The 17,958-nt window shown below is 68.6% G+C and carries 22 protein-coding genes; 15 read left to right on the top strand and 7 right to left on the bottom strand.

From position 1 onward, the window contains the following. Positions 1-3: 3 nt before the first annotated feature. The 13 genes from IFT55_RS05260 (at position 4) to IFT55_RS05320 (ending at position 10,396) form a co-directional block, all read left to right on the top strand. On the top strand, positions 4-432 hold the full coding sequence (locus IFT55_RS05260) for a hypothetical protein (protein WP_192089824.1): 429 nt from the start codon (positions 4-6) through the stop codon (positions 430-432). 32 nt (positions 433-464) lie between these two features. After that, positions 465-2,441 carry a flagellar hook-length control protein FliK gene (locus tag IFT55_RS05265; RefSeq protein ID WP_192089826.1) on the top strand — a complete coding sequence of 659 codons (1,977 nt, stop codon included), beginning with the start codon at positions 465-467 and terminating at the stop codon, positions 2,439-2,441. An 11-nt stretch (positions 2,442-2,452) separates the two neighbouring features. Beyond that, complete coding sequence (locus IFT55_RS05270; RefSeq protein ID WP_192089827.1) at positions 2,453-3,094, top strand: flagellar basal body-associated FliL family protein; 642 nt, start codon at positions 2,453-2,455, stop codon at positions 3,092-3,094. A 6-nt stretch (positions 3,095-3,100) separates the two neighbouring features. After that, complete coding sequence (locus IFT55_RS05275; protein ID WP_192089829.1) at positions 3,101-4,060, top strand: flagellar motor switch protein FliM; 960 nt, start codon at positions 3,101-3,103, stop codon at positions 4,058-4,060. Further along, positions 4,057-4,353 (top strand): flagellar motor switch protein FliN, encoded by a 297-nt coding sequence (gene fliN / locus IFT55_RS05280; protein WP_192089831.1) that lies wholly within the window; start codon positions 4,057-4,059, stop codon positions 4,351-4,353. Before IFT55_RS05275 ends, fliN begins: the two co-directional genes overlap by 4 nt. Beyond that, positions 4,353-4,610 (top strand): flagellar biosynthetic protein FliO, encoded by a 258-nt coding sequence (locus IFT55_RS05285; protein WP_192089833.1) that lies wholly within the window; start codon positions 4,353-4,355, stop codon positions 4,608-4,610. Before fliN ends, IFT55_RS05285 begins: the two co-directional genes overlap by 1 nt. Positions 4,611-4,717: 107 nt before the next feature. Beyond that, complete coding sequence (fliP, locus tag IFT55_RS05290) at positions 4,718-5,467, top strand: flagellar type III secretion system pore protein FliP (protein WP_192090672.1); 750 nt, start codon at positions 4,718-4,720, stop codon at positions 5,465-5,467. Between the two features lie 5 nt (positions 5,468-5,472). Continuing rightward, positions 5,473-5,742, top strand: coding sequence for a flagellar biosynthesis protein FliQ (gene fliQ, locus IFT55_RS05295; RefSeq protein ID WP_192089834.1), 270 nt, complete (start codon positions 5,473-5,475; stop codon positions 5,740-5,742). A 175-nt stretch (positions 5,743-5,917) separates the two neighbouring features. Then, positions 5,918-6,691 (top strand): flagellar biosynthetic protein FliR, encoded by a 774-nt coding sequence (fliR, locus tag IFT55_RS05300; protein WP_192089836.1) that lies wholly within the window; start codon positions 5,918-5,920, stop codon positions 6,689-6,691. Further along, complete coding sequence (flhB, locus tag IFT55_RS05305; RefSeq protein ID WP_192089838.1) at positions 6,688-7,815, top strand: flagellar type III secretion system protein FlhB; 1,128 nt, start codon at positions 6,688-6,690, stop codon at positions 7,813-7,815. The genes fliR and flhB overlap by 4 nt, the downstream gene beginning before the upstream one ends. Before the next feature lie 64 nt (positions 7,816-7,879). After that, positions 7,880-9,334 carry a flagellar filament capping protein FliD gene (fliD, locus tag IFT55_RS05310; RefSeq protein ID WP_192089840.1) on the top strand — a complete coding sequence of 485 codons (1,455 nt, stop codon included), beginning with the start codon at positions 7,880-7,882 and terminating at the stop codon, positions 9,332-9,334. Further along, on the top strand, positions 9,334-9,735 hold the full coding sequence (locus tag IFT55_RS05315; RefSeq protein ID WP_192089842.1) for a flagellar export chaperone FliS: 402 nt from the start codon (positions 9,334-9,336) through the stop codon (positions 9,733-9,735). The genes fliD and IFT55_RS05315 overlap by 1 nt, the downstream gene beginning before the upstream one ends. A 127-nt stretch (positions 9,736-9,862) precedes the next feature. Continuing rightward, on the top strand, positions 9,863-10,396 hold the full coding sequence (locus IFT55_RS05320; protein WP_192089844.1) for an NADPH-dependent FMN reductase: 534 nt from the start codon (positions 9,863-9,865) through the stop codon (positions 10,394-10,396). A gap of 12 nt (positions 10,397-10,408) precedes the next feature. Here the strand turns inward: IFT55_RS05320 and IFT55_RS05325 are convergent, their stop codons facing one another. The 5 genes from IFT55_RS05325 to argH are packed head-to-tail and all read right to left on the bottom strand — an operon-like array spanning position 10,409 to position 14,991. Next, the gene (locus IFT55_RS05325; protein WP_192089846.1) at positions 10,409-11,362 is read right to left on the bottom strand and encodes a CorA family divalent cation transporter; all 954 of its coding nucleotides are present in this window, start codon (positions 11,360-11,362) and stop codon (positions 10,409-10,411) included. Further along, positions 11,359-12,120: a precorrin-2 dehydrogenase/sirohydrochlorin ferrochelatase family protein gene (locus IFT55_RS05330; RefSeq protein WP_192090674.1), complete on the bottom strand. Its 762-nt coding sequence runs from the start codon at positions 12,118-12,120 to the stop codon at positions 11,359-11,361. Before IFT55_RS05330 ends, IFT55_RS05325 begins: the two co-directional genes overlap by 4 nt. Further along, positions 12,111-13,376, bottom strand: a complete 1,266-nt coding sequence (gene lysA, locus IFT55_RS05335) for a diaminopimelate decarboxylase (protein ID WP_192089848.1) — start codon at positions 13,374-13,376, stop codon at positions 12,111-12,113. The genes IFT55_RS05330 and lysA overlap by 10 nt, the downstream gene beginning before the upstream one ends. Next, positions 13,376-13,630: a hypothetical protein gene (locus IFT55_RS05340; protein WP_192089850.1), complete on the bottom strand. Its 255-nt coding sequence runs from the start codon at positions 13,628-13,630 to the stop codon at positions 13,376-13,378. The genes lysA and IFT55_RS05340 overlap by 1 nt, the downstream gene beginning before the upstream one ends. Beyond that, the gene (gene argH / locus IFT55_RS05345) at positions 13,627-14,991 is read right to left on the bottom strand and encodes an argininosuccinate lyase (protein ID WP_192090676.1); all 1,365 of its coding nucleotides are present in this window, start codon (positions 14,989-14,991) and stop codon (positions 13,627-13,629) included. The genes IFT55_RS05340 and argH overlap by 4 nt, the downstream gene beginning before the upstream one ends. A gap of 16 nt (positions 14,992-15,007) precedes the next feature. Here argH and IFT55_RS05350 point away from each other — a divergent pair, with 16 nt between their 5' ends. Next, entirely contained in the window at positions 15,008-15,607 is a 600-nt protein-coding gene (locus IFT55_RS05350) for a TlpA family protein disulfide reductase (protein ID WP_249403612.1), read from the top strand. 73 nt (positions 15,608-15,680) lie between these two features. Here the strand turns inward: IFT55_RS05350 and IFT55_RS05355 are convergent, their stop codons facing one another. After that, positions 15,681-16,022 carry a hypothetical protein gene (locus IFT55_RS05355; protein ID WP_192090782.1) on the bottom strand — a complete coding sequence of 114 codons (342 nt, stop codon included), beginning with the start codon at positions 16,020-16,022 and terminating at the stop codon, positions 15,681-15,683. 33 nt (positions 16,023-16,055) lie between these two features. Further along, positions 16,056-16,421 (bottom strand): hypothetical protein, encoded by a 366-nt coding sequence (locus tag IFT55_RS05360; RefSeq protein ID WP_249403613.1) that lies wholly within the window; start codon positions 16,419-16,421, stop codon positions 16,056-16,058. A gap of 134 nt (positions 16,422-16,555) precedes the next feature. Between IFT55_RS05360 and pelA the strand changes: the two genes are divergently transcribed. Then, complete coding sequence (pelA, locus tag IFT55_RS05365; RefSeq protein ID WP_249403614.1) at positions 16,556-17,854, top strand: pectate lyase; 1,299 nt, start codon at positions 16,556-16,558, stop codon at positions 17,852-17,854. Positions 17,855-17,958 lie beyond the last annotated feature (104 nt).

Consider the following 17,958-nt stretch of genomic DNA (forward strand, 5'->3'; position numbering starts at 1 on the left):
GTCATGTCGGATAAGGCGAAGCGCCTCGCGCGCGTTCTGCGCGTCCGTACGCTGCAACTGGGGCTGACGCAGGCGGACGAAGCCCGCGCGGCGGCGCGGATGGCCGATGAAATGGCGTTGCACGACCGGATCGTGCAGTTGGCGCACGCTGTGGCGCCGGTGAAGGCACCAGCGACGACCGCGATGACGCTGCACGCGTCCGCACATTATCGGGACCGGCTGCACGCATCGGTCGATATCGCGCAGCGGCGCGTGGCGCAGGCCGATGACGGACTGGCGCGCGCGAAATCGGCCACGCTGGAGGCGCGACGCGATCAAAGTGCGGTCGAAAAGCTGATCGCACGCGCCGATGCCGCACAGGCGCTGCGCGAATTGCGGGCGATGGAAAATGCTCCGCCGGTCCGCCGTCCAAAACGGCACGATCCTTGCTGATCGGTCCGTCGACACGCTTCGACGGACGATCCATGCAACTTCTTTCGACCCTTTCGACCATCGCCGCCATCCCATTGGGCAAGGTCGCGCGCATTGCGACGCCGCCGGCATTCGCGCCGTTGCTGGCGGCGCTGGGCGTGTCGGAAAGCGGTGTCGATGGCGAAACGCGGCAAGTCGCCGCCGTCCCCGGCAAACGCTTGCCGGTCGATCCGGCAGGCGTGACGCCCGAAACGCTGGGGTTCGTTCCCGCGCCGATCCCGCTTGCCGCGCCGCCTCCCGTGGTGGCCGGTTCGGTTGTTCCGGCGGCCGTGGGCAATGCGCCGCGGTCCGCCTCCACCGACGTTCGCACGGCACCTGCTCCATCGACGGGGCCGTCGGCACCGGTTGGGGGAGAAGCGTCCCTGCCGACGACGCCGGTCGCGGACCGGACGGCACTGGCGACGCCCGAACCGGGCATAAGCGGCAAGCCGGACGATCGCCCTGCCCCCGATCCGCTCTCGATCGGAGCGGACACCGGCCCGCGCGCAAACGATGTGGGCGTGCGCCCGGAAGGCATCGTGGAGCGCGCGGCAAACATCGGCTCGCCTCTGGAAGAGCGTGCGGCTGTCGTGGCGGGCGATCCCCCGACGAATACGTCGTCCGCCGTCGCTGCGGCGGCAACAGTGGTTCCGACCATATCCCCCGCGCCTTCCGCCGTTCTGCCGGGCGCATCCATCGTGGCGGCCAGTCGCGCCGCCACGACGCGGCAGGCGGCATCGACCGGCGCTACGTCCTCGGCACAATCGGCCCTCGCTACGCCGTCGACGGTCGGCAACGCGCCTGTCGTACCGACCATGACGGTCGCCACGGCGACGATGCCGGTGCCGGTTCCGGGCGGCCCGACTGTCGCGCCACCACCGTCGAGGCATCGCGAACCGATGCCCGACGACGCGTTGCGCGCGCTGATCGCGTCGTTGCCGTTGATCGATGCGCCGCGTCCGCCGGTCGGCGGCGTGTCCGGTGCCTCACGATCCGGCCAGACACAGACGATCGCACGGCGGGGCACCGACCTCCCGTTCGAAGCGCCGGTTGTCGGCAACGCCGCGATCCAACTGCCGATCGTGCAAGCACCGGTGGCGACGCCGCCTGCCGCGACGCCAGCGACGGAGGCTTCGTTCGCAGAGTCGGTTGTCCCGGCAACGCACGATGATCCCGCGTCGCGTCCGCCGATGGCGGGTGAAACGGTCGCGCCGCGTGTCGTCGTCGCTTCGTCGGTCGTCGCGTCCGCGCCGCTGGTGGAACCGATGATCGCGGTGCCATCGATCGCCGGGGCGCTGCCTTCCGGCACGTCGACCACCGACGCTTCTGCTGCCGGACCGACCGCCGCGCCGACCGATGCCGGCACGACGGGACCGGTCCCGCCGCCACCGACGCCGCCCCGCCCGCAGATGATGGGCGAGGCCGTCGCGCCGCGCATCGCCATCGCCGCTGCCCCGCGCGAGGCGGGCGTCGCGCCGGTCGATCGCCGCGAACGTGAGCGGGATAGCGTCGGCACGATCGCCGCGCCGGCCCCGATCGATCTCACGCCGCGTCCGGTGGCCGCGACCGCCGCCGCCGACCGGCCCGCGCTCGATACGCGCGACGGCGCATGGATGCAGGGGATGATCGACCGGATCGAGACGCTGCGCAGCGAAGGGGTCGGCGGCACGACGCGCATCCGCCTGTCGCCCGACGCGCTGGGCGCGATCGAGGTGTCGATCCAGCCCGGCGACGACGGCATGCAGGTCCGCTTCGCCAGCGACAATCCCGACGCCGCCCGGCTGCTCGCCGATGCGCAGCCGAAGCTGGTCGAACTGGCGGAGGCGCGCGGGCTGAAACTGGGCGCGATGCAGGTCGATGTCGGCCAGCATTCGCAGCAGCAGCCGCGCCGCGAGGCGCCGGCGCAACAGAATTTCCGTTCCCGTCCGGCACATGTGGCCACGCCCGCGCGGCCGGACGAACCCACCACCGATGACGTTCGCATCGCCTGAAGGACCAGAATATGAGCGACAAGGAAACGCCAGGCGTCGCGCCGGCGAAGAAGAAGGGCAAGCTGGGCAAGATCGTCGTGATGGCGGTCGGCGTGCTGGTGCTGCTGGGCGGCGGGGTCGGCGCGGGGCTGTATGCCAGCTCGGCCGGCATGCTGGGCGGCGGCAAGCATGACGAGGAACCGGCCAAGGACGAACCCAAGCTGTTGCCCAAGTCCGAACAGGTCGAGGCTGCGGCCGAGGGCGGCGAAGGCGGCGGCGAGTCCGGCGGCGAGGGCGAGGGCGGCGCGGCAGCCGAAGGCGGCAAGCCGACCCCCGAAGGGGAAGGCGGCGAACGCTATGCGTCCAGCTATTACGCGATGGAAAAGGAATTCACCGCCAACCTCGCCGACAGCGTGCATTTCGTCCAGATCGGCGTCGCCATCTCGACCCCGTACGATCACAAGGTGCTCGACAATCTGAAGACGCACGAGATCGCGGTGCGATCGTCGATCCTGATGGCGCTGGGCGAAACGACCGAGGAACAGGTGTTCGACGTGGCGGGCAAGAAACAGCTCGCGCTGCGCCTGAAGAAGGCAATCAACGATGTTTTGCAGCAAAAGGAGGGATTTGGCGGGGTCGGTAACGTCTACTTTACCAATTTCGTCGTTCAGTGACCGGGCATGGTTAACAGCCCGTCCATCCCCGCCCCCGCCGATCGGCGCGACCGCGAACGTCCCTCTCCGGCGGCATCGCACGTGCCGTCGCTGGGTGTCGCGAACCTCAATCCGTTCGGCGACCTGCACGCGTTCGAGCATCTGTCGGCGCGGATGGCGCGGTCGCTGCGTCACGTGTTCGAACCGCTGTTGCGGCGGGCGGTGCGCAGCTGGGCCGAACCGGTCGAGGTCGACCGGTTCGCGGGATATTGCGCGGCGCGGCGCGCGACCGGGCTGACGGCATGGGTGCCGATGACGCTGTCGACCGGGGGAAGTCCCGCGATCGTGGTGATCGACGGCGGATTCCTGCTGGAAACAATGGACCTGTTCTTCGGCGGGTTCGGCGATGCGCCGATGCCGTTGCCGACCGAATTCTCGCCCGCCGCCGAAGCGATGCTGCGCCGCGTGGCCGGCGCGATCGCCGCGCCGCTGGCGGAAGCGTGGGGACCGCTGGCCGGCATCGGTTTCGATCCCGGCAATCCCGAATCCAACCCGTCGATGCTGAGCGCGATCGATGGCGAGGATGCGGTGGTCGCCACCCGGTTCGGGCTGTCGACGGGTGAGGGGCAGTCGACGTTCGTCGATATTCTATATCCGGTCGCGGCGCTGAAGCCGCATGCCCCGCAACTGACGACCAAGGTTCACGGCAAGACCGCCGTGCCCGACCCGCGCTGGCTGGCCGGACTGACCCGCGCCGTGATGACGGTCAAGCTGCCCGTCCGGTCGGTGCTGGCCGAACCGGTCGTGTCGCTGGGCATGCTGCTGGAGCTGAAGGAAGGCGACGTCATCCCGATCAGCTTCGGGCCGCAGGTGCCGGTGTGGGTCGCCAACCGGCGGCTGGGCACCGGCACGGTCGGCACCGCCAACGGACAGGCCGCGATCAGGCTCCATTCCATCGACCCCGGATTCGAAGAGGACTTCCAATGAACGACATGACCGGCGGCTTTCCCGCCGAAGCGTCGCTCGCCGCCAATTTCAAGCTGTTGCAGGATGTCGACGTCCGGTTGACGGTCGAGATCGGATCGACCCAGCTGTCGCTGCGCGAATTGCTGGCGCTGGGCGAATCCAGCGTGATCGAACTGGACCGTGCCGCCAACGAACTGCTGGACGTGTTCGTCAACGGCACGCTGATCGGACGCGGCGAGGTGGTCACGGTCGGCGACCGGTTCGGCGTGCGGATGACCGAACTGGTCAGCCCCGAAAAGCGGGTCACGCGCTGATGATGTGGTCGTACATCCTGAAGCTGGTGGTGCTGTTGCCGCTGGTCTGCGGCCTGATGATCGGATGCCTGTACCTCTGGCGGCGGCTGGAGGCGCGCATGCCCGGCAACCAGGGCGAGCGGATGGTCAAGGTGCGCGAGACGATGATGGTGTCGACCGGCACCAAGATCGCGGTGCTGGAATTCCAGGGCCGCCACCTGCTGGTATCGGTCAGCCGCAGCGGCGTGACGCTGCTGGACCGGGGTGACGGCAAGTGACCAGCGCGGTCGCGCCAACGGCACGCGTGGTGAAAGTACCGCGCCGTCCGCGCGCGCGCGCCGACTGGCGGGTGGAAACGCTGATCGCGATCGTCGGGCTGTTGCTGATGCTGGTGCTGGCGGTGCCCGCGATGGCGCAGGGCGCGCCCCTGCCCGCCCCCGCCGGACCGACCGCCGCCGACGCGCTGGACCGCGCGATGGGGCAGCTCGGCGGGGCGAACGACGCGCCGATGGCGCTGTCGTTGCAGGTCCTGATCATCATGGGGCTGTTGTCGGTCCTGCCCGGCATCCTGCTGATGATGACCAGTTTCACGCGCATCATCATTGTGCTGGCGGTGCTGCGTCAGGCGCTGGGCCTGCAACAGACGCCGCCCAATCAGGTGCTGATCGGCCTGTCGCTGTTCCTGTCGCTGTTCGTGATGGCCCCGGTGATCGGCCAGATCAACGAAACCGCCCTGAAACCCTATGCCGCCGGTCAGCTGACCTCGACCCAGATGATCGAGCGCGCGGGCGTGCCGCTGCACGGGTTCATGCTGAAACAGACGCGGACGAAGGACGTGACGATGTTCGCCGACATGGCGAAGTCCGGCCCGATCGCGACCCCCGCCGATACGCCGTTTTCGATCCTGTTGCCCGCATTCGTCACCAGCGAGTTGAAGACGGCGTTCCAGATCGCGTTCCTGATCTTCCTGCCGTTCATCGTCATCGATCTGGTCGTGGCGACGGTGTTGATGTCGCTGGGCATGATGATGCTGTCGCCGACGATCATATCGTTGCCGTTCAAATTGTTGCTGTTCGTATTGGTCGATGGCTGGGCGCTGACCATGGGCAGTCTCGCCGCAAGTTTCGTACGGTAGGGCCGATGGACGCTGGATATTTCATGACCGTCGCGCGCGAAGCGATGTGGGTGCTGGCGCTGGTCGCCGCACCGATCCTGATCCCCGCGCTGCTGTCAGGGCTGATCCTCGGCATGATCCAGGCGGCGACGTCGATCAACGAACAGACGCTGTCGTTCGTACCGAAACTGGCGGTGGTCGGCGTGTCGCTTGCGGTATTCGGAGGGATGATCCTCGGCCTGCTCGGCGATTTCACGACCAGCATCTTCGAACGGATCCCGGATCTGGTGAAGTGACCGGGCGACCGACGTCAGCGCGGCGCAGGCCGGGGTCGCCTTCGTGGGCACCGCGACGATGGACCGATAGCGACCCCTGCCTGCGCCGGGGTGACGATCCGGGTGGGATGGAGCGTCCGTCCGCCGGAGGCCGTATCCCGACCTTCGCCGGGGTACAGGCACGAGTCAGCATGGCATGCTAGGTCTCGGCCTCGCGGTCGAACCGCAGCTTTGGGCGCTGCTGTTCACGATGATCCGCGTCGGCGCGGCGTTCGTCGTCGCGCCGGTGTTCGGCGCGGTGGCGATGCCGGTGCAGGTGCGGGTGCTGCTGTCCGGCGCGATCGCGGTGCTGGTGCTGCATGCGCAGGCCTTCGCGATCCCGACCGAAATGTTCGCGCTGACCACGTTCCTGAGCATCGCGGCCGAGGCGCTGGTCGGTCTTGCGCTGGGCTTCGTGCTCCAGATCGCGTTCGCCGCGCCGCTGATCGCATCCGAAGTCATCGGCATTTCGATGGGCATCGGTTTTGCGGCAATGGTCGATCCGCAGAACGGCGCGCAAAGCCCCGCGCTCGGCACGTTCCTGTCGGTGCTGCTGACGCTGCTGTTCCTGTCGCTCGACGGGCATCTGGTCCTGATCGACCTGATCGTGCGGTCGTACACGCTGCTGCCGCCCGGCGATGCGTGGCTGACGCCGGGCAAGCTTCAGAACATCGCGATGTTCGGTGGCTATGCGTTCCTTGCGGGACTGCTGCTGGCGCTGCCGGTCGGGTTCCTGCTGCTGTGCCTGAACCTTGTCGTCGGCATGTTGTCGCGGTCGGCCCCGGCGCTGAACCTGTTCGCGGTCGGCCTCCCCGCCAGCCTGTTCGTCGGGGTCGTCGCGCTGTTCGTCGCGATGCCCGCGATGGGCGATTACATGCTGGTGATCGTGCGTGAATCGCTCGACGCCGCACAGACGCTGGTGCTGGGATGAGCGAGGCTGGCGGCGACAAGACCGAATCCCCGACCCAAAAGCGCCTAGACAAGGCGCGCGACGACGGCGACGTCCTGAAGTCGAAGGAACTGGGCGCGGCGCTGGTCATCCTTGCCGGATGCGTGTGGCTGGCGATGCTCGGCCCCGCGTTGGTCGCGGCGTGCAAGGCGGTGATGACCGCCAGCTTCCGCTTCGGCCGTGCCGATGTCGAGGATTTCCAGCCGTGGCGGCCACTGATCGAGGCGGGGTGGAAGCTGGCGCTGCCGCTGGGCGGCATCCTCGCGCTCGCGGTCGCGGCCAGCATCCTCGCACAGGCAGGGCTGGGCAGCATCGGCTTCAACGGCAAGACGCTGGCGCCCAAGGGATCGCGGATCAACCCCGCCGCCGGTCTGAAACGCATCTTCGGGACGCAGGGCTGGACCGAACTGGGCAAGTCGCTGCTGAAGGTCGTGCTGCTCGGCGCGATCGGATATGTCATGCTCAAATCGGCGGCGCACAGCTCGGTCGGGCTGGTGTCGTCGGATATCGGACGGGCGGTCGGCGATCTGGGCGGCACGTTCCTGACGCTGTTGTTCGTGATGGCGGGCGGGCTGGTGCTGATCGCGCTGATCGACGTGCCGCTGACGATCATCCAGCGGCTGGGCCGGTTGCGCATGACCAAGCAGGAAGTACGCGACGAGCATAAGGAAGCGGACGGCGACCCGCATGTGAAGGCGCAGATCCGGCAAAGGCGGCACGAGATACTGAAGGGCGGTTTCCGCAAGGCGGTGGGCGAGGCGCATGTCGTGCTGACCAACCCGACGCATTTCGCGGTCGCGCTGCGCTATGATCGCGGGCGCGATCAGGTGCCGGTGGTGGTGGCACGCGGACGCGGCGCGACCGCGCTGGCGATCCGCGAACTGGCGGGCGAATTGCAGGTGCCGGTGCTCGAATATCCGCAGCTTGCGCGCGCGGTCTATTACACCAGCCGCGACGGGCAGGAGGTGCGCGACGACCTGTACCTCGCCATCGCCACCATCCTCGCGTTCGTCTTCGGCGTGAATGCGGCGGCGGGCGGTATCCAGCCGCTGGTCAGCGTGCCGACCGGTGCCCGCTTCGACGAAAATGGCCAGATCGCATCATGATACTCCTAAAGATCCGCGCCATCCGGTCGCTTGATGCAATGACAGCAGCGTTCGGGACCGGGTGATGGCGATTACGACAGGCAGCACCACGGCAGCAGCGGCTTCGGGCGCGGCGGCCAACATTCCCAAGGCGCTGGGCGTCGGGTCCGGCGTCGATACCGCCGCACTGGTCAAAAGCCTGGTCGACGCGCAGTTCGCGGGCAAGACCGCGCGGCTTACGAACCAGTCGGAGACGCTGACCAGCCAGATTTCGGCGCTGGCCGAGGTCAAGAGCGGCATTGGCGGGTTCGCCGGCGCGCTGACGACGCTGGTCAAGAGCGGTGCGCTGGCGACGCAGCCGACCAGCAGCAGCAATGCGGTCCGCGTGACCACGCTGCCCGGCGGGCGCCTCACCGGCATCAACGCGCGCGTCGAGGTCTCGCGGCTGGCCAGCGGACAGGTCGCGGCGATGCGCGAAGGCGTGGCGGCGGGCACCGGCCTTGGTAGCGGCACGCTGCAACTGAGTTTCGGCAGTGTCGATGGCGACGGTGTGTTTGCCGCCGACGGCCGGGCGATCCCGCCGATCACGATCTCCGACGCCGACGGTGCGTCGCTGTCGGGCATCGCCGCGCGAATTACCGCCGCCAATGCCGGCGTCACCGCCAGCGTGGTGAGCGATGCGAAGGGCGAACGCATCGTCCTGAAAGGTCCGACCGGCGCGGCGCAGGCGTTCACCCTGACCGCCACCGGCGACCCCCGGCTGTCGCGGCTCGATGTCGGATTTCCGCAAGGGGCCGGCGGCGCGCAGGTCGCGACGCAGGCGGGCAATGCCGAACTGACCGTCGACGGCATCGCGCTGTCGCGCGACAGCAACAGCGTCAGCGGTGCTATCCCCGGGGTCCGGCTGGACCTGCAAAGCGTGACCGGCGGCGTGGCTGCGTCGATCGGATCGAGCGCGCCGACCGACGCGCTGAGCCAGGCGGTGACCAACGTCGTCGCCACGTTCAACGAAGTGCTGGCCAGCGTAAAGACCGCGACCGATCCGATCACCGGCGCGCTGCGTGCCGACCCGGCGGCGACCGCGCTGCAACGCGCGCTGTCGCGTTTCACGCTGACGCCACTGACCAACGCGACCGATGGCAGCCCGCGCACGCTGGCCGAAATCGGCGTCGCGACCAATCGCGACGGTACGTTGCGCGTCGATACCGCCGTGCTGACCAAGGCGCTGGCCAGCTATCCCGCGACGATCGAGGCGATGTTCGCGGCGGGCACGGCGGCCAGCGGCGACGGATTGTCGGCGGCGCTCAACGCCATTTCGGCGACGGCGACCGGCGCCACCGGCCTCGGCGCGAGCGAGACGCGCTATACCAAGGCGAAGGCGGCGCTGGGCAACGAACAGCTGCGGCTGACCGAACAGTCGACCAACGTATCGACGCGGATGACGCAGCAGTTCGCCGCGTCCGAAGCGCGCGTCGCGGCGTACAAGGCGCAGCAGACGTTCATGGAAAACCAGATCAAGATGTGGTCGAAGGACGGTTGATGGCACGCTATGCCACCGCGCTGGCGGGTGATCCGGCGCAGACCTATCGCACGATCGACCTTGCCGGGCGTACCGGCGGCGCCGATCCGCACGCGCTGGTCGCGCTGTTGTACGAAGAGGCGATCCGCGCGCTGCGATCGGCGGCATGGGCGACGATCCACCGCCGCTATGCGATGAAGAGCGAACGCGTGACCCGCGCGACCGCGATCCTGTTCGCGCTCGAATCCGGGTTGGATTTCGAAACGGGCGGCGACCTGTCGCACACATTGTCGCGGCTGTACGCCGGGCTGCGGTCGCAGGTGGTCAATGCCAGCGTCGGCGAGGATGCCCGACCGTTCGAGGCGGCGGCGCTGAGCCTGACCGACATCGCCGATGCATGGGGTGCCGTGCGGCCGCGGTAACGTCGCCTGCTGGCGGGTCCACCTGAACCGTCCGTGTCGGACATAGCGATCCTGCCTGTCCGCCGGTTTCGACGGCACGCCACCTGCGTGGTGGCGCTTCGCCACCGCTTGGGCTAGCGCGGGTCGCATGACGCAACCGCATATCGTCGCGCTGGGCGGCACGCTTCGACCGACCTCCGCCACCGCTTCCGCGCTGGAGCGCGCGCTGGCGCATGCCACCGCGCACGGCGCGCGCACGACGCTGCTGACCGGGCCGGCGATCGACTTTCCGAATTACGAACCCGCCAGCGCTGCCGATCATGCTGGGATCGCCGCGTTCGTCGCCACGCTGCGCGATGCGGACGGCATCATCGTCGGGTCGCCGGGCTATCACGGCACGCTGTCGGGACTGGTCAAGAACGCGCTCGACCATGTCGAACTGCTGTCGCGGGACGACCGGGTGTATTTCGACGGCATGCCGGTCGGCGTCGTCGCGACGGCGGCGGGGTGGCAGGCGGCCGTGGCGACGATGCAGACGCTGCGCACCGTCGCGCATGCGCTGCGCGGGTGGCCGACGCCGCTGGGCGTAGCGATCAATACCGCCGAAGAGGGCGCGCTGGACCACGCCGAACCGCATCTTCACCGGATGGTCGACCAGATGCTGGACTTCCTCGCGCGGTAGCGGTCGATCCCCCTATCGGTTGAGCCAGTGTTTGCGCGCGAACCAGCCGACGATCGCCGCGCTCATCGCGACGCATAAAGCTACCACGCCGGCGAACGCCCATGGCTCCTTCGCGAACGGTATCCCCTCGACGTTCATGCCCAGCAGCCCGGTCAGGAACGTCAGCGGCAGGAACACCATCGCGACGATCGCGATCTGAAGCGAACGCTGATCGAGCTGTTCGGCGCGCAGGTCGGTCAGCGTTTCATGGACCAGCGCGGCGCGTTCGCGGATCGAATCGACCTCTTCCGCCATGCGTGCCGCCCGGTCGGCGGCGGCTGAAACGTGCAGCCGGTCGTCCGCCGCCAGCCATTCGCCGGGCAGCGACGCCAGCTTTTCCAGCGCGGTGCGCTGCGGCATCAGAAAGCGGCGATAGCCGATCGACCGCGCCCGCGTCTGCGCGACCGTCCGGCGCAGGTCGAACACGCGGCTGGTGTCCAGCGCTTCCTCGCAATCGTCCAGCGTGTCGCCCAGATCGGCGATCAGCGGATCGAGCTGTTCGGTGATCGCCATCGCGAAGGCGACGATCAGGTCGCCGGGATCGCTGACATCCCCGCGCTCCACCCGTTCGATCACGGCGTCGAGCGCGCTCAGATGGCGGCGCGTGACCGAATGGACGCGCCCCGCACTGGCATAAAGCCGTACCGAAGCCAGCGGATCGCCGGCGCTCAGTTCGTCCTGCGACAGGCCGCGCAGGTTGACGAACGCGCCCTTCGCGGTCGCGTCGCAGCGCGGGCGCGTCTCGACGGCGGTCAACGGATCGATGACATAATCGGGCAGGCCGGCGGTCGCGCGCAGCCAGCCTGCAATCTCGCCGCCCTCGCCGTGCAGATGAATCCAGACGAAGCCACCGCAATCCTGCAACGCCGCTTCCGGGTCGATCCGTTCGGCCCGGCCATCGGCGATGCGCCATGCCCGTCCGTTCATGCCAGATCGATCGTCAGACCGGGCGGCGGCACGGCGGGCACGGGACCGGCGATCCGCACCGCATCGGCGCGCGCGCGGTCGAGGATCGCGGCGGGCACGTCGGCCGTGTGATAGACGCGGTCCGCCTGTCCCAGCCAGCGCGCCTCGCGCAGCGTCAGGTCGTCGGGATCGCCCGATCGCAGCCGGACCGTCTCCACCCGTCCGGCGGGCGGCGCGGCAAGGTCGAGCCAGCGCGCGACGGCGGCGTCGTCGTGCGGCACCAGCGGGTCGAGCGCCCCGCCCGCCGCGATGGCCGCGCCGATCGCCCGGCGGCGTGCGCCACCGTCGGGAAAGCGCGCGCGCAGATCGCCCCGCGCCGCGCCCAGTGCCTCCGCCAGCCGTCCGACCCCGGCGGGCAACACGCCCTCCAGCCGCTGGCGGATCGCCGCTGCCAGCCCCGCCGACACCCCGCCGGTCGACACCGCGACCAGCACCGGCGAACGATCGACGATCGCGGGCAGCGTGAAGTCGCAATCGTCGGGCCGGTCGACTGCGTTGACCATAACGCCACGCGCCTTCAGCGCGGCGATGACCGCCTGCGCCTCCCGCTCGTCCTCGATCGCGACGACCGCGATGCGCGCGTCGGGATCGTCGTCGACGATCGTCGCACCGGTGCGCTCCAGCAGCCGACGCTTGGCATCGGCCGGCTCACCGCTGCCCTTCAGGATGATCGTCCGCCCGGCGGTCCGAACTAGGATCGGCAGGCCGTTCACAACCAGGGCGGCAGACGGTCGGCGTCGGCCAGCGCCTCGATCGGCGGGCGTTCGCGCACCACGGCGAAAGCATCGCCCGACACCAGCACTTCGGGGACCAGCGCGCGTGAATTATAGGTCGACGCCATCGTCGCGCCATAGGCGCCGGCGGTCATGAACGCGACCAGATCGTCCGCCGCGACCACGTCCATCGCGCGGCCCAGCGCGAAGGTGTCTCCAGTCTCGCACACCGGCCCGACGATGTTGGCGGGTACGGTTTCGCCGGTCGGCGCGACGGCGCGGATGTCGTGCCATGCATCGTACAGGCTGGGACGCAGCAGGTCGTTCATCGCCGCGTCGACGATCACGAACGGCGCGCTCGCCCCCTGTTTCACGCGGATCACGCGCGACAGCAGGATGCCGGCATTGGCGACGATCAGCCGCCCCGGCTCGAACATCAAACGCGTGTCCCACCCCGCCGTCGCGCGTGCGACCATCGCGCCATAATCGGCGGGCGTCGGCGGCAATGGCTTGCCCGGTTCGTACGGCACGCCCAGTCCGCCGCCCAGATCGGCATGGGTGATCGCATGACCCTGCCCGCGCAGCGTCGCGATCAGCGCGCCGACCCGCCCGAACGCGGCCTCCAGCGGGGCGAGGTCGGTCAGCTGGCTGCCGATGTGGACCGCGACGCCGCGCACCTTCAGTCCGGGGAGCGACGCCGCATGGGCATAAGCGGCGGGCGCAGCGTCGTAACCGATGCCGAACTTGTTCTCCTTGCCCCCGGTCGAGATCTTCGCATGCGTCCCCGCGATCACGTCGGGGTTCACGCGGATCGCGATCTGCGCCACCTTGCCCATCGCACTCGCGACGGCGGACAGCATGTCCAGTTCGGGTTCGGATTCGATGTTGAACTGTCCGATACCGGCGGACAGCCCCTGCGCCATTTCGTCCGCCGTCTTGCCGACGCCGGAGAACACGACGTCCGCAGGCCGCATTCCGGCGTGGAGCGCGCGGTACAGTTCACCGCCCGACACCACGTCGGCCCCCATTCCCGCCCGCGCCAGCGTCGCCAGCACCGCACGGTTGGGATTGGCCTTCACCGCGAACGCCACCAGCGGATCGCCATTGCCCAGCCCGGCAATGGCATCGCGGAACACGCGGACGTGCCGTTCCAGCGTGGCGGTGGAATAGACATAGACCGGCGTGCCCACCGCATCCGCGATCGCGGGCAGCGCCACGTCCTCGGCATGCAACACGCCGCCGCGCAGATCGAAATTGTCCATCAGCGCCTCGGTGGCAAGGCGAACGGATCGTCGTCGCGCGCCTTTGATTCAGTCAGCAGCTCGTCGCTGCGCGACGGGCGCTGCTGCGTGGTCGGGTCGAGCAATTGCCCCGGCGTCGGCGTCGCGGTGGCACCATAGGGCGCAACCGGCAGCGCGGCGTTTTCCTGCGGACGCAGGTCGCGCCGCGCACCGCATGCGGTGAGGGCGAGCGCCAATATGCCCGTTGCCGATATCGTTCGCACGAAACCGGTCATGCCGCGCCCCGCGCTGCCGCGATGGCTTCGCGCACGCGTTCGGGGGCGGTGCCGCCAAAGCTTTTGCGGCTGGCGACCGATGCGTCGACGCTCAGCACATCGAACACGCCCGCCGTGATCCGGTCGTCGATCGCGGTCAGATCGTCCAGCGCCAGCCCGTCGAGCCGGCAACCGCGTTCCTCGGCCATCTTGACCGCGCGCCCGGTGATATGATGCGCCTCGCGGAACGGCACGCCCGCTTCGCGCACCAGCCAGTCGGCAAGGTCGGTCGCGGTCGAAAATCCGGTTTCAGCCGCCGCGCGCATCCGGTCGGGACGGAAGGTCGCGCTGTCGACCATCCCGGTCATCGCCGCGATCGACAGCGCCAACAGGTCGGTCGCCTCGAACACCGGCGGCTTGTCGTCCTGCATATCCTTGGAATAGGCGAGCGGCAGACCCTTCATCGTCACCATCAACGCGGTCATCTGGCCCAAGATGCGCCCGCTATGCCCGCGCACCAGTTCGGCGGCGTCGGGGTTGCGCTTCTGCGGCATGATCGAGCTGCCGGTCGACCATTGGTCGGACAGGCTGACGAACCCGAACATCTGCGATGCCCAGATCACGAATTCCTCGGCAAGCCGCGACAGGTGCAGCGAACATTGCACGCACGCGGTCAGATATTCGATCGCGAAGTCGCGGTCGCTGACCGAATCGAGCGAATTGACCGTCGGCCCGGCAAAGCCCAGCGCGGCGGCGGTCGCATCGCGATCGAGCGGAAAGCCGGTCCCCGCCAACGCCGCCGATCCCAGCGGATTGAAGTTCAGCCGCGCCCGGGCATCGGCGAACCGCCCCCGGTCGCGCGCGATCATCGCGTGATACGCCATCAGGTGATGGCCCAGCGTCACCGGCTGCGCGACCTGAAGATGCGTGAAGCCGGGCATGACCGTAGCGGCATGTTCGTCCGCCCGTGCCAGCAGCGCCGACTGGAAATGGCCCAGCGCCGCGTCGACCGCATCGATCGCGTCGCGTACCCACAGCCGAAAATCGGTCGCGACCTGATCGTTACGCGACCGCGCGGTATGCAGCCGGCCCGCGACCGGACCGATCCGGTCGGCCAGTCGTGCTTCGGTCAGCATGTGGATATCTTCGAGCGCAAGGTCGTCAGGCACGCCGTGTGCGGCATATTCCTCCGCCACCGCGTCCAGCCCCGCGAGGATCGTAGCGACGTCGTCCGCCTCCACGATTCCCTGCGCGCCGAGCATCGTCGCGTGCGCCTTGGACCCAGCGATATCCTGTCGCCACATTCGCTTGTCGAACGGAATCGATGCGTTTATCTCGCGCATCACCGCCGACGGGCCTTCGGCGAAGCGCCCACCCCACATGCTGTTGGAGCCGTCCATGCGCCCAGTAATCGCGCTTCTCCTCGGGTTCACCCTGTTCGTCGGCGCTTGCGATAAGCGAGCCGCCGCGCCGGAGCAAGCCGCGCCGACCGAGGACGGCACCGTCCCCGACGTTGCGCCTGCCGCCCCGGCCAACACTGCCGCTGCCACCGAACCGGCGGCCAAGGCGGATCGCAGCCATAAGGGCGAGGCGCTGCCCGGCTTTTCGTTCGAGGATCCGGCGGGCAAGCCGGTCACGCTGGCGGCGTTCCGGGGCAAGCCGTTGCTGCTGAACATCTGGGCGACGTGGTGCGCCCCGTGCGTGCGCGAGATGCCGACGCTGGACGCGCTGGCGCTGCGCGAGGGTGCTGCGGTGACGGTGCTGGCGGTATCGCAGGATCTGGACCCGGCGAAGGTCCAGCCGTTCATCACCGAACGGAAATTGCAGAAGATCACCGCCTATCGCGATCCCAAGCTGCAATTCACCACCACCATGGGGCTGAACCTGCCGACGACGATCCTGTACGATGCCGCCGGCAAGGAAGTGTGGCGCGTGACCGGGGCGATGGATTGGGCCGGTGCCGACGCGGCGAAGCTGATCGGCGAAGCGAAGGGGTAAGCTACTAATCCTGTCGCGAAGCATGGTGTGTCCCGCCAGCGCCAGCCTGCCCGTTCACATTCGGCGACAGACGTTACGCCTGCTTGCGGTCCGGTCCGGCCCCCGCCTGCGGCGTCTCTACCGCACCCGGCGTGCCCAGATCAAAATCCTCGCCCGGTGCACCGCCACCCGCGCCCGCACCGCTGCCATGGACTTCGCCGTTCGACGCGACGAACGCGCGGCGACCGGTTTCCGGCGGCAGGTTGCGGCCGTCTGCCGGCGCGGGGTCGCTCACCGGATCGGCACCGGCGGCGTCTTCGGCAGCCTGACGATCGCGGTCGAATTCCTGACCGGAATGGCCGGTGGGCGTGTCGAAGGCGTTGGCGGGTGTGGTCCGTTCGCGATCGACGGCGGGATGCGGGGGCGTGTCGGCCATGGAATCTCTCCTCTAGGCGCGATCAACGGCCTGCTACCCGGCGGCGTTCCCTTCCACCGCCGGCTTGCGATCCAGCCGGTCGCGCACCCGCAGCCCGACGAACAGCATCGCCGGCCAGAACAGCGTGTTGACGATATCCAGCGAAGTATCGGCCCAGCGCCACGAATCCCAATGGATGCGATCCAGCACTTCGTTGCACAGTTCGGCCAGCATCACGACCAGCAACGGGACCGGCGTCGACAGGCGGTATCCGGTGATGACGCGTGTGGCCAGCAGCACCGCCATGCCGGCATGAACATGCAACAGGCTGTCGGCCATGCCGGTGCCGTCCCCGATTTGGTGAATCAGATCGGCATAGAGTGCTGCGATATCCATCCGCGGAGCGATGGACCAGCGCATGCGCCCGCTTCAAGCACAAAGCGGCACGATGTCGCATCGCCGGGCGCAAAGCGTCTTTTCATCCGACACGGATGTCGTACAACTTGCCGAAATGCGATCGCCAGTGACAGCCGGCGGCGGAAAAGGGAGGATGTATGAAGCACTTGATCGGTTCGATGCTCGCGACGACCGGGTTCGCGACGCTGGCCGTCGCCACGCCCGCCGGGGCGGACGTGGTGGCGATGAACCAGCCCGCCGAAAGCGTCACCGCCGAGCGTATTGCGAAGCTGCCCCCGGCGCAGCGGCGGATTTGGACCGCCTATCTCACGCGTTCGCAGGCGCAGATGCGTGCCGACAAGGCCAGCCTTGCCGCCGAACGACGCCCCGGCATGCCGGTTCCGCCCGCGCCGCCCGGCGGCAACGGCGTGCTGACCATGCCGCTGGACCGCGACGCGGCGTGGTATCGCAGCGATGCGGCACGGCATGTCGCCGACGTCGTGCTGAGCTTTCAGACTCCGGCGGGGGGATGGAGCAAGAACCAGCCGCGCAACGGCGCACGCCGCCTGCCCGGTCAGCCCTATGTCGGCGACAATTCGAACGGACAATCGACGCCGGGCGATTTCGACGCGTCGGCATCGTGGCATTATGTCGGCACGATCGACAATGACGCCACGACGCACGAGATACGGTTCCTCGCACGCATGGCGCGGAACGCGTCGGGGGCCGATGCCGCGCGCTATCGCACCGGGGTCGATCGCGGCGTGCGCTATCTGCTCAATGCGCAATATCCGCATGGCGGCTGGCCGCAGGTCTGGCCGCTGGAGGGCAAATATCACGACGCGATCACGCTGAACGACAATGCGATGACGCAGGTGCTCGACCTGATGGCCGACGTCGGCACGGGCGCGGGCGATTTCGCGTCGGTCGCGCCTGCACTCCGCAAACGCGCGACGGCGGCGGCGGCACGCGGGCTGGACTGCATCCTTCGGTTGCAGGTGGTGGTGAACGGACGCCGCACCGGATGGGGTCAGCAGCATGACGCGCTGACGCTGAGAATCACCTCGGCCCGCAATTACGAGCCCGCCGCACTGGCCGCACCCGAAAGCGCGGCATTGCTGCGGTATCTGATGGGGCTGCCCCGGCGGACGCCCGCGATCACCACCGCGATCGACAGCGGCGTGGCGTGGCTGCGCGCGACGGCGATCCATGGTCAGGCATGGCGCGACGCGAATGACGGCAAGGGACGCAGCCTGCATGCCGATCCAAATGCGCCATTGCTATGGGCACGGTTCTATACGGTGGACGGTAATCGTCCGATTTTCGGCGACCGGGACAAGACGCTGCACGACGACGTCATGGAACTGAGCGGCGGTCGGCGGCGCGGCTATGCGTGGTATGGCACAGCGCCCAATGCCGCGCTGGAACGATATGCGGCGTGGCAGCGCGGGGGATAAACCACGCAGGTCTTCGCAATATTCCCGCGATTTCGGAAGGTTGAAATTGTTCAAACTGACACTGCTTCGCAGTTGAAAGCGACTTCCCACCAGCAAAGTTGTAG

It is taken from the genome of Sphingomonas sp. CFBP 13720, from assembly GCF_014842075.1.
In the GTDB taxonomy this organism is placed as follows: Bacteria; Pseudomonadota; Alphaproteobacteria; order Sphingomonadales; family Sphingomonadaceae; genus Sphingomonas.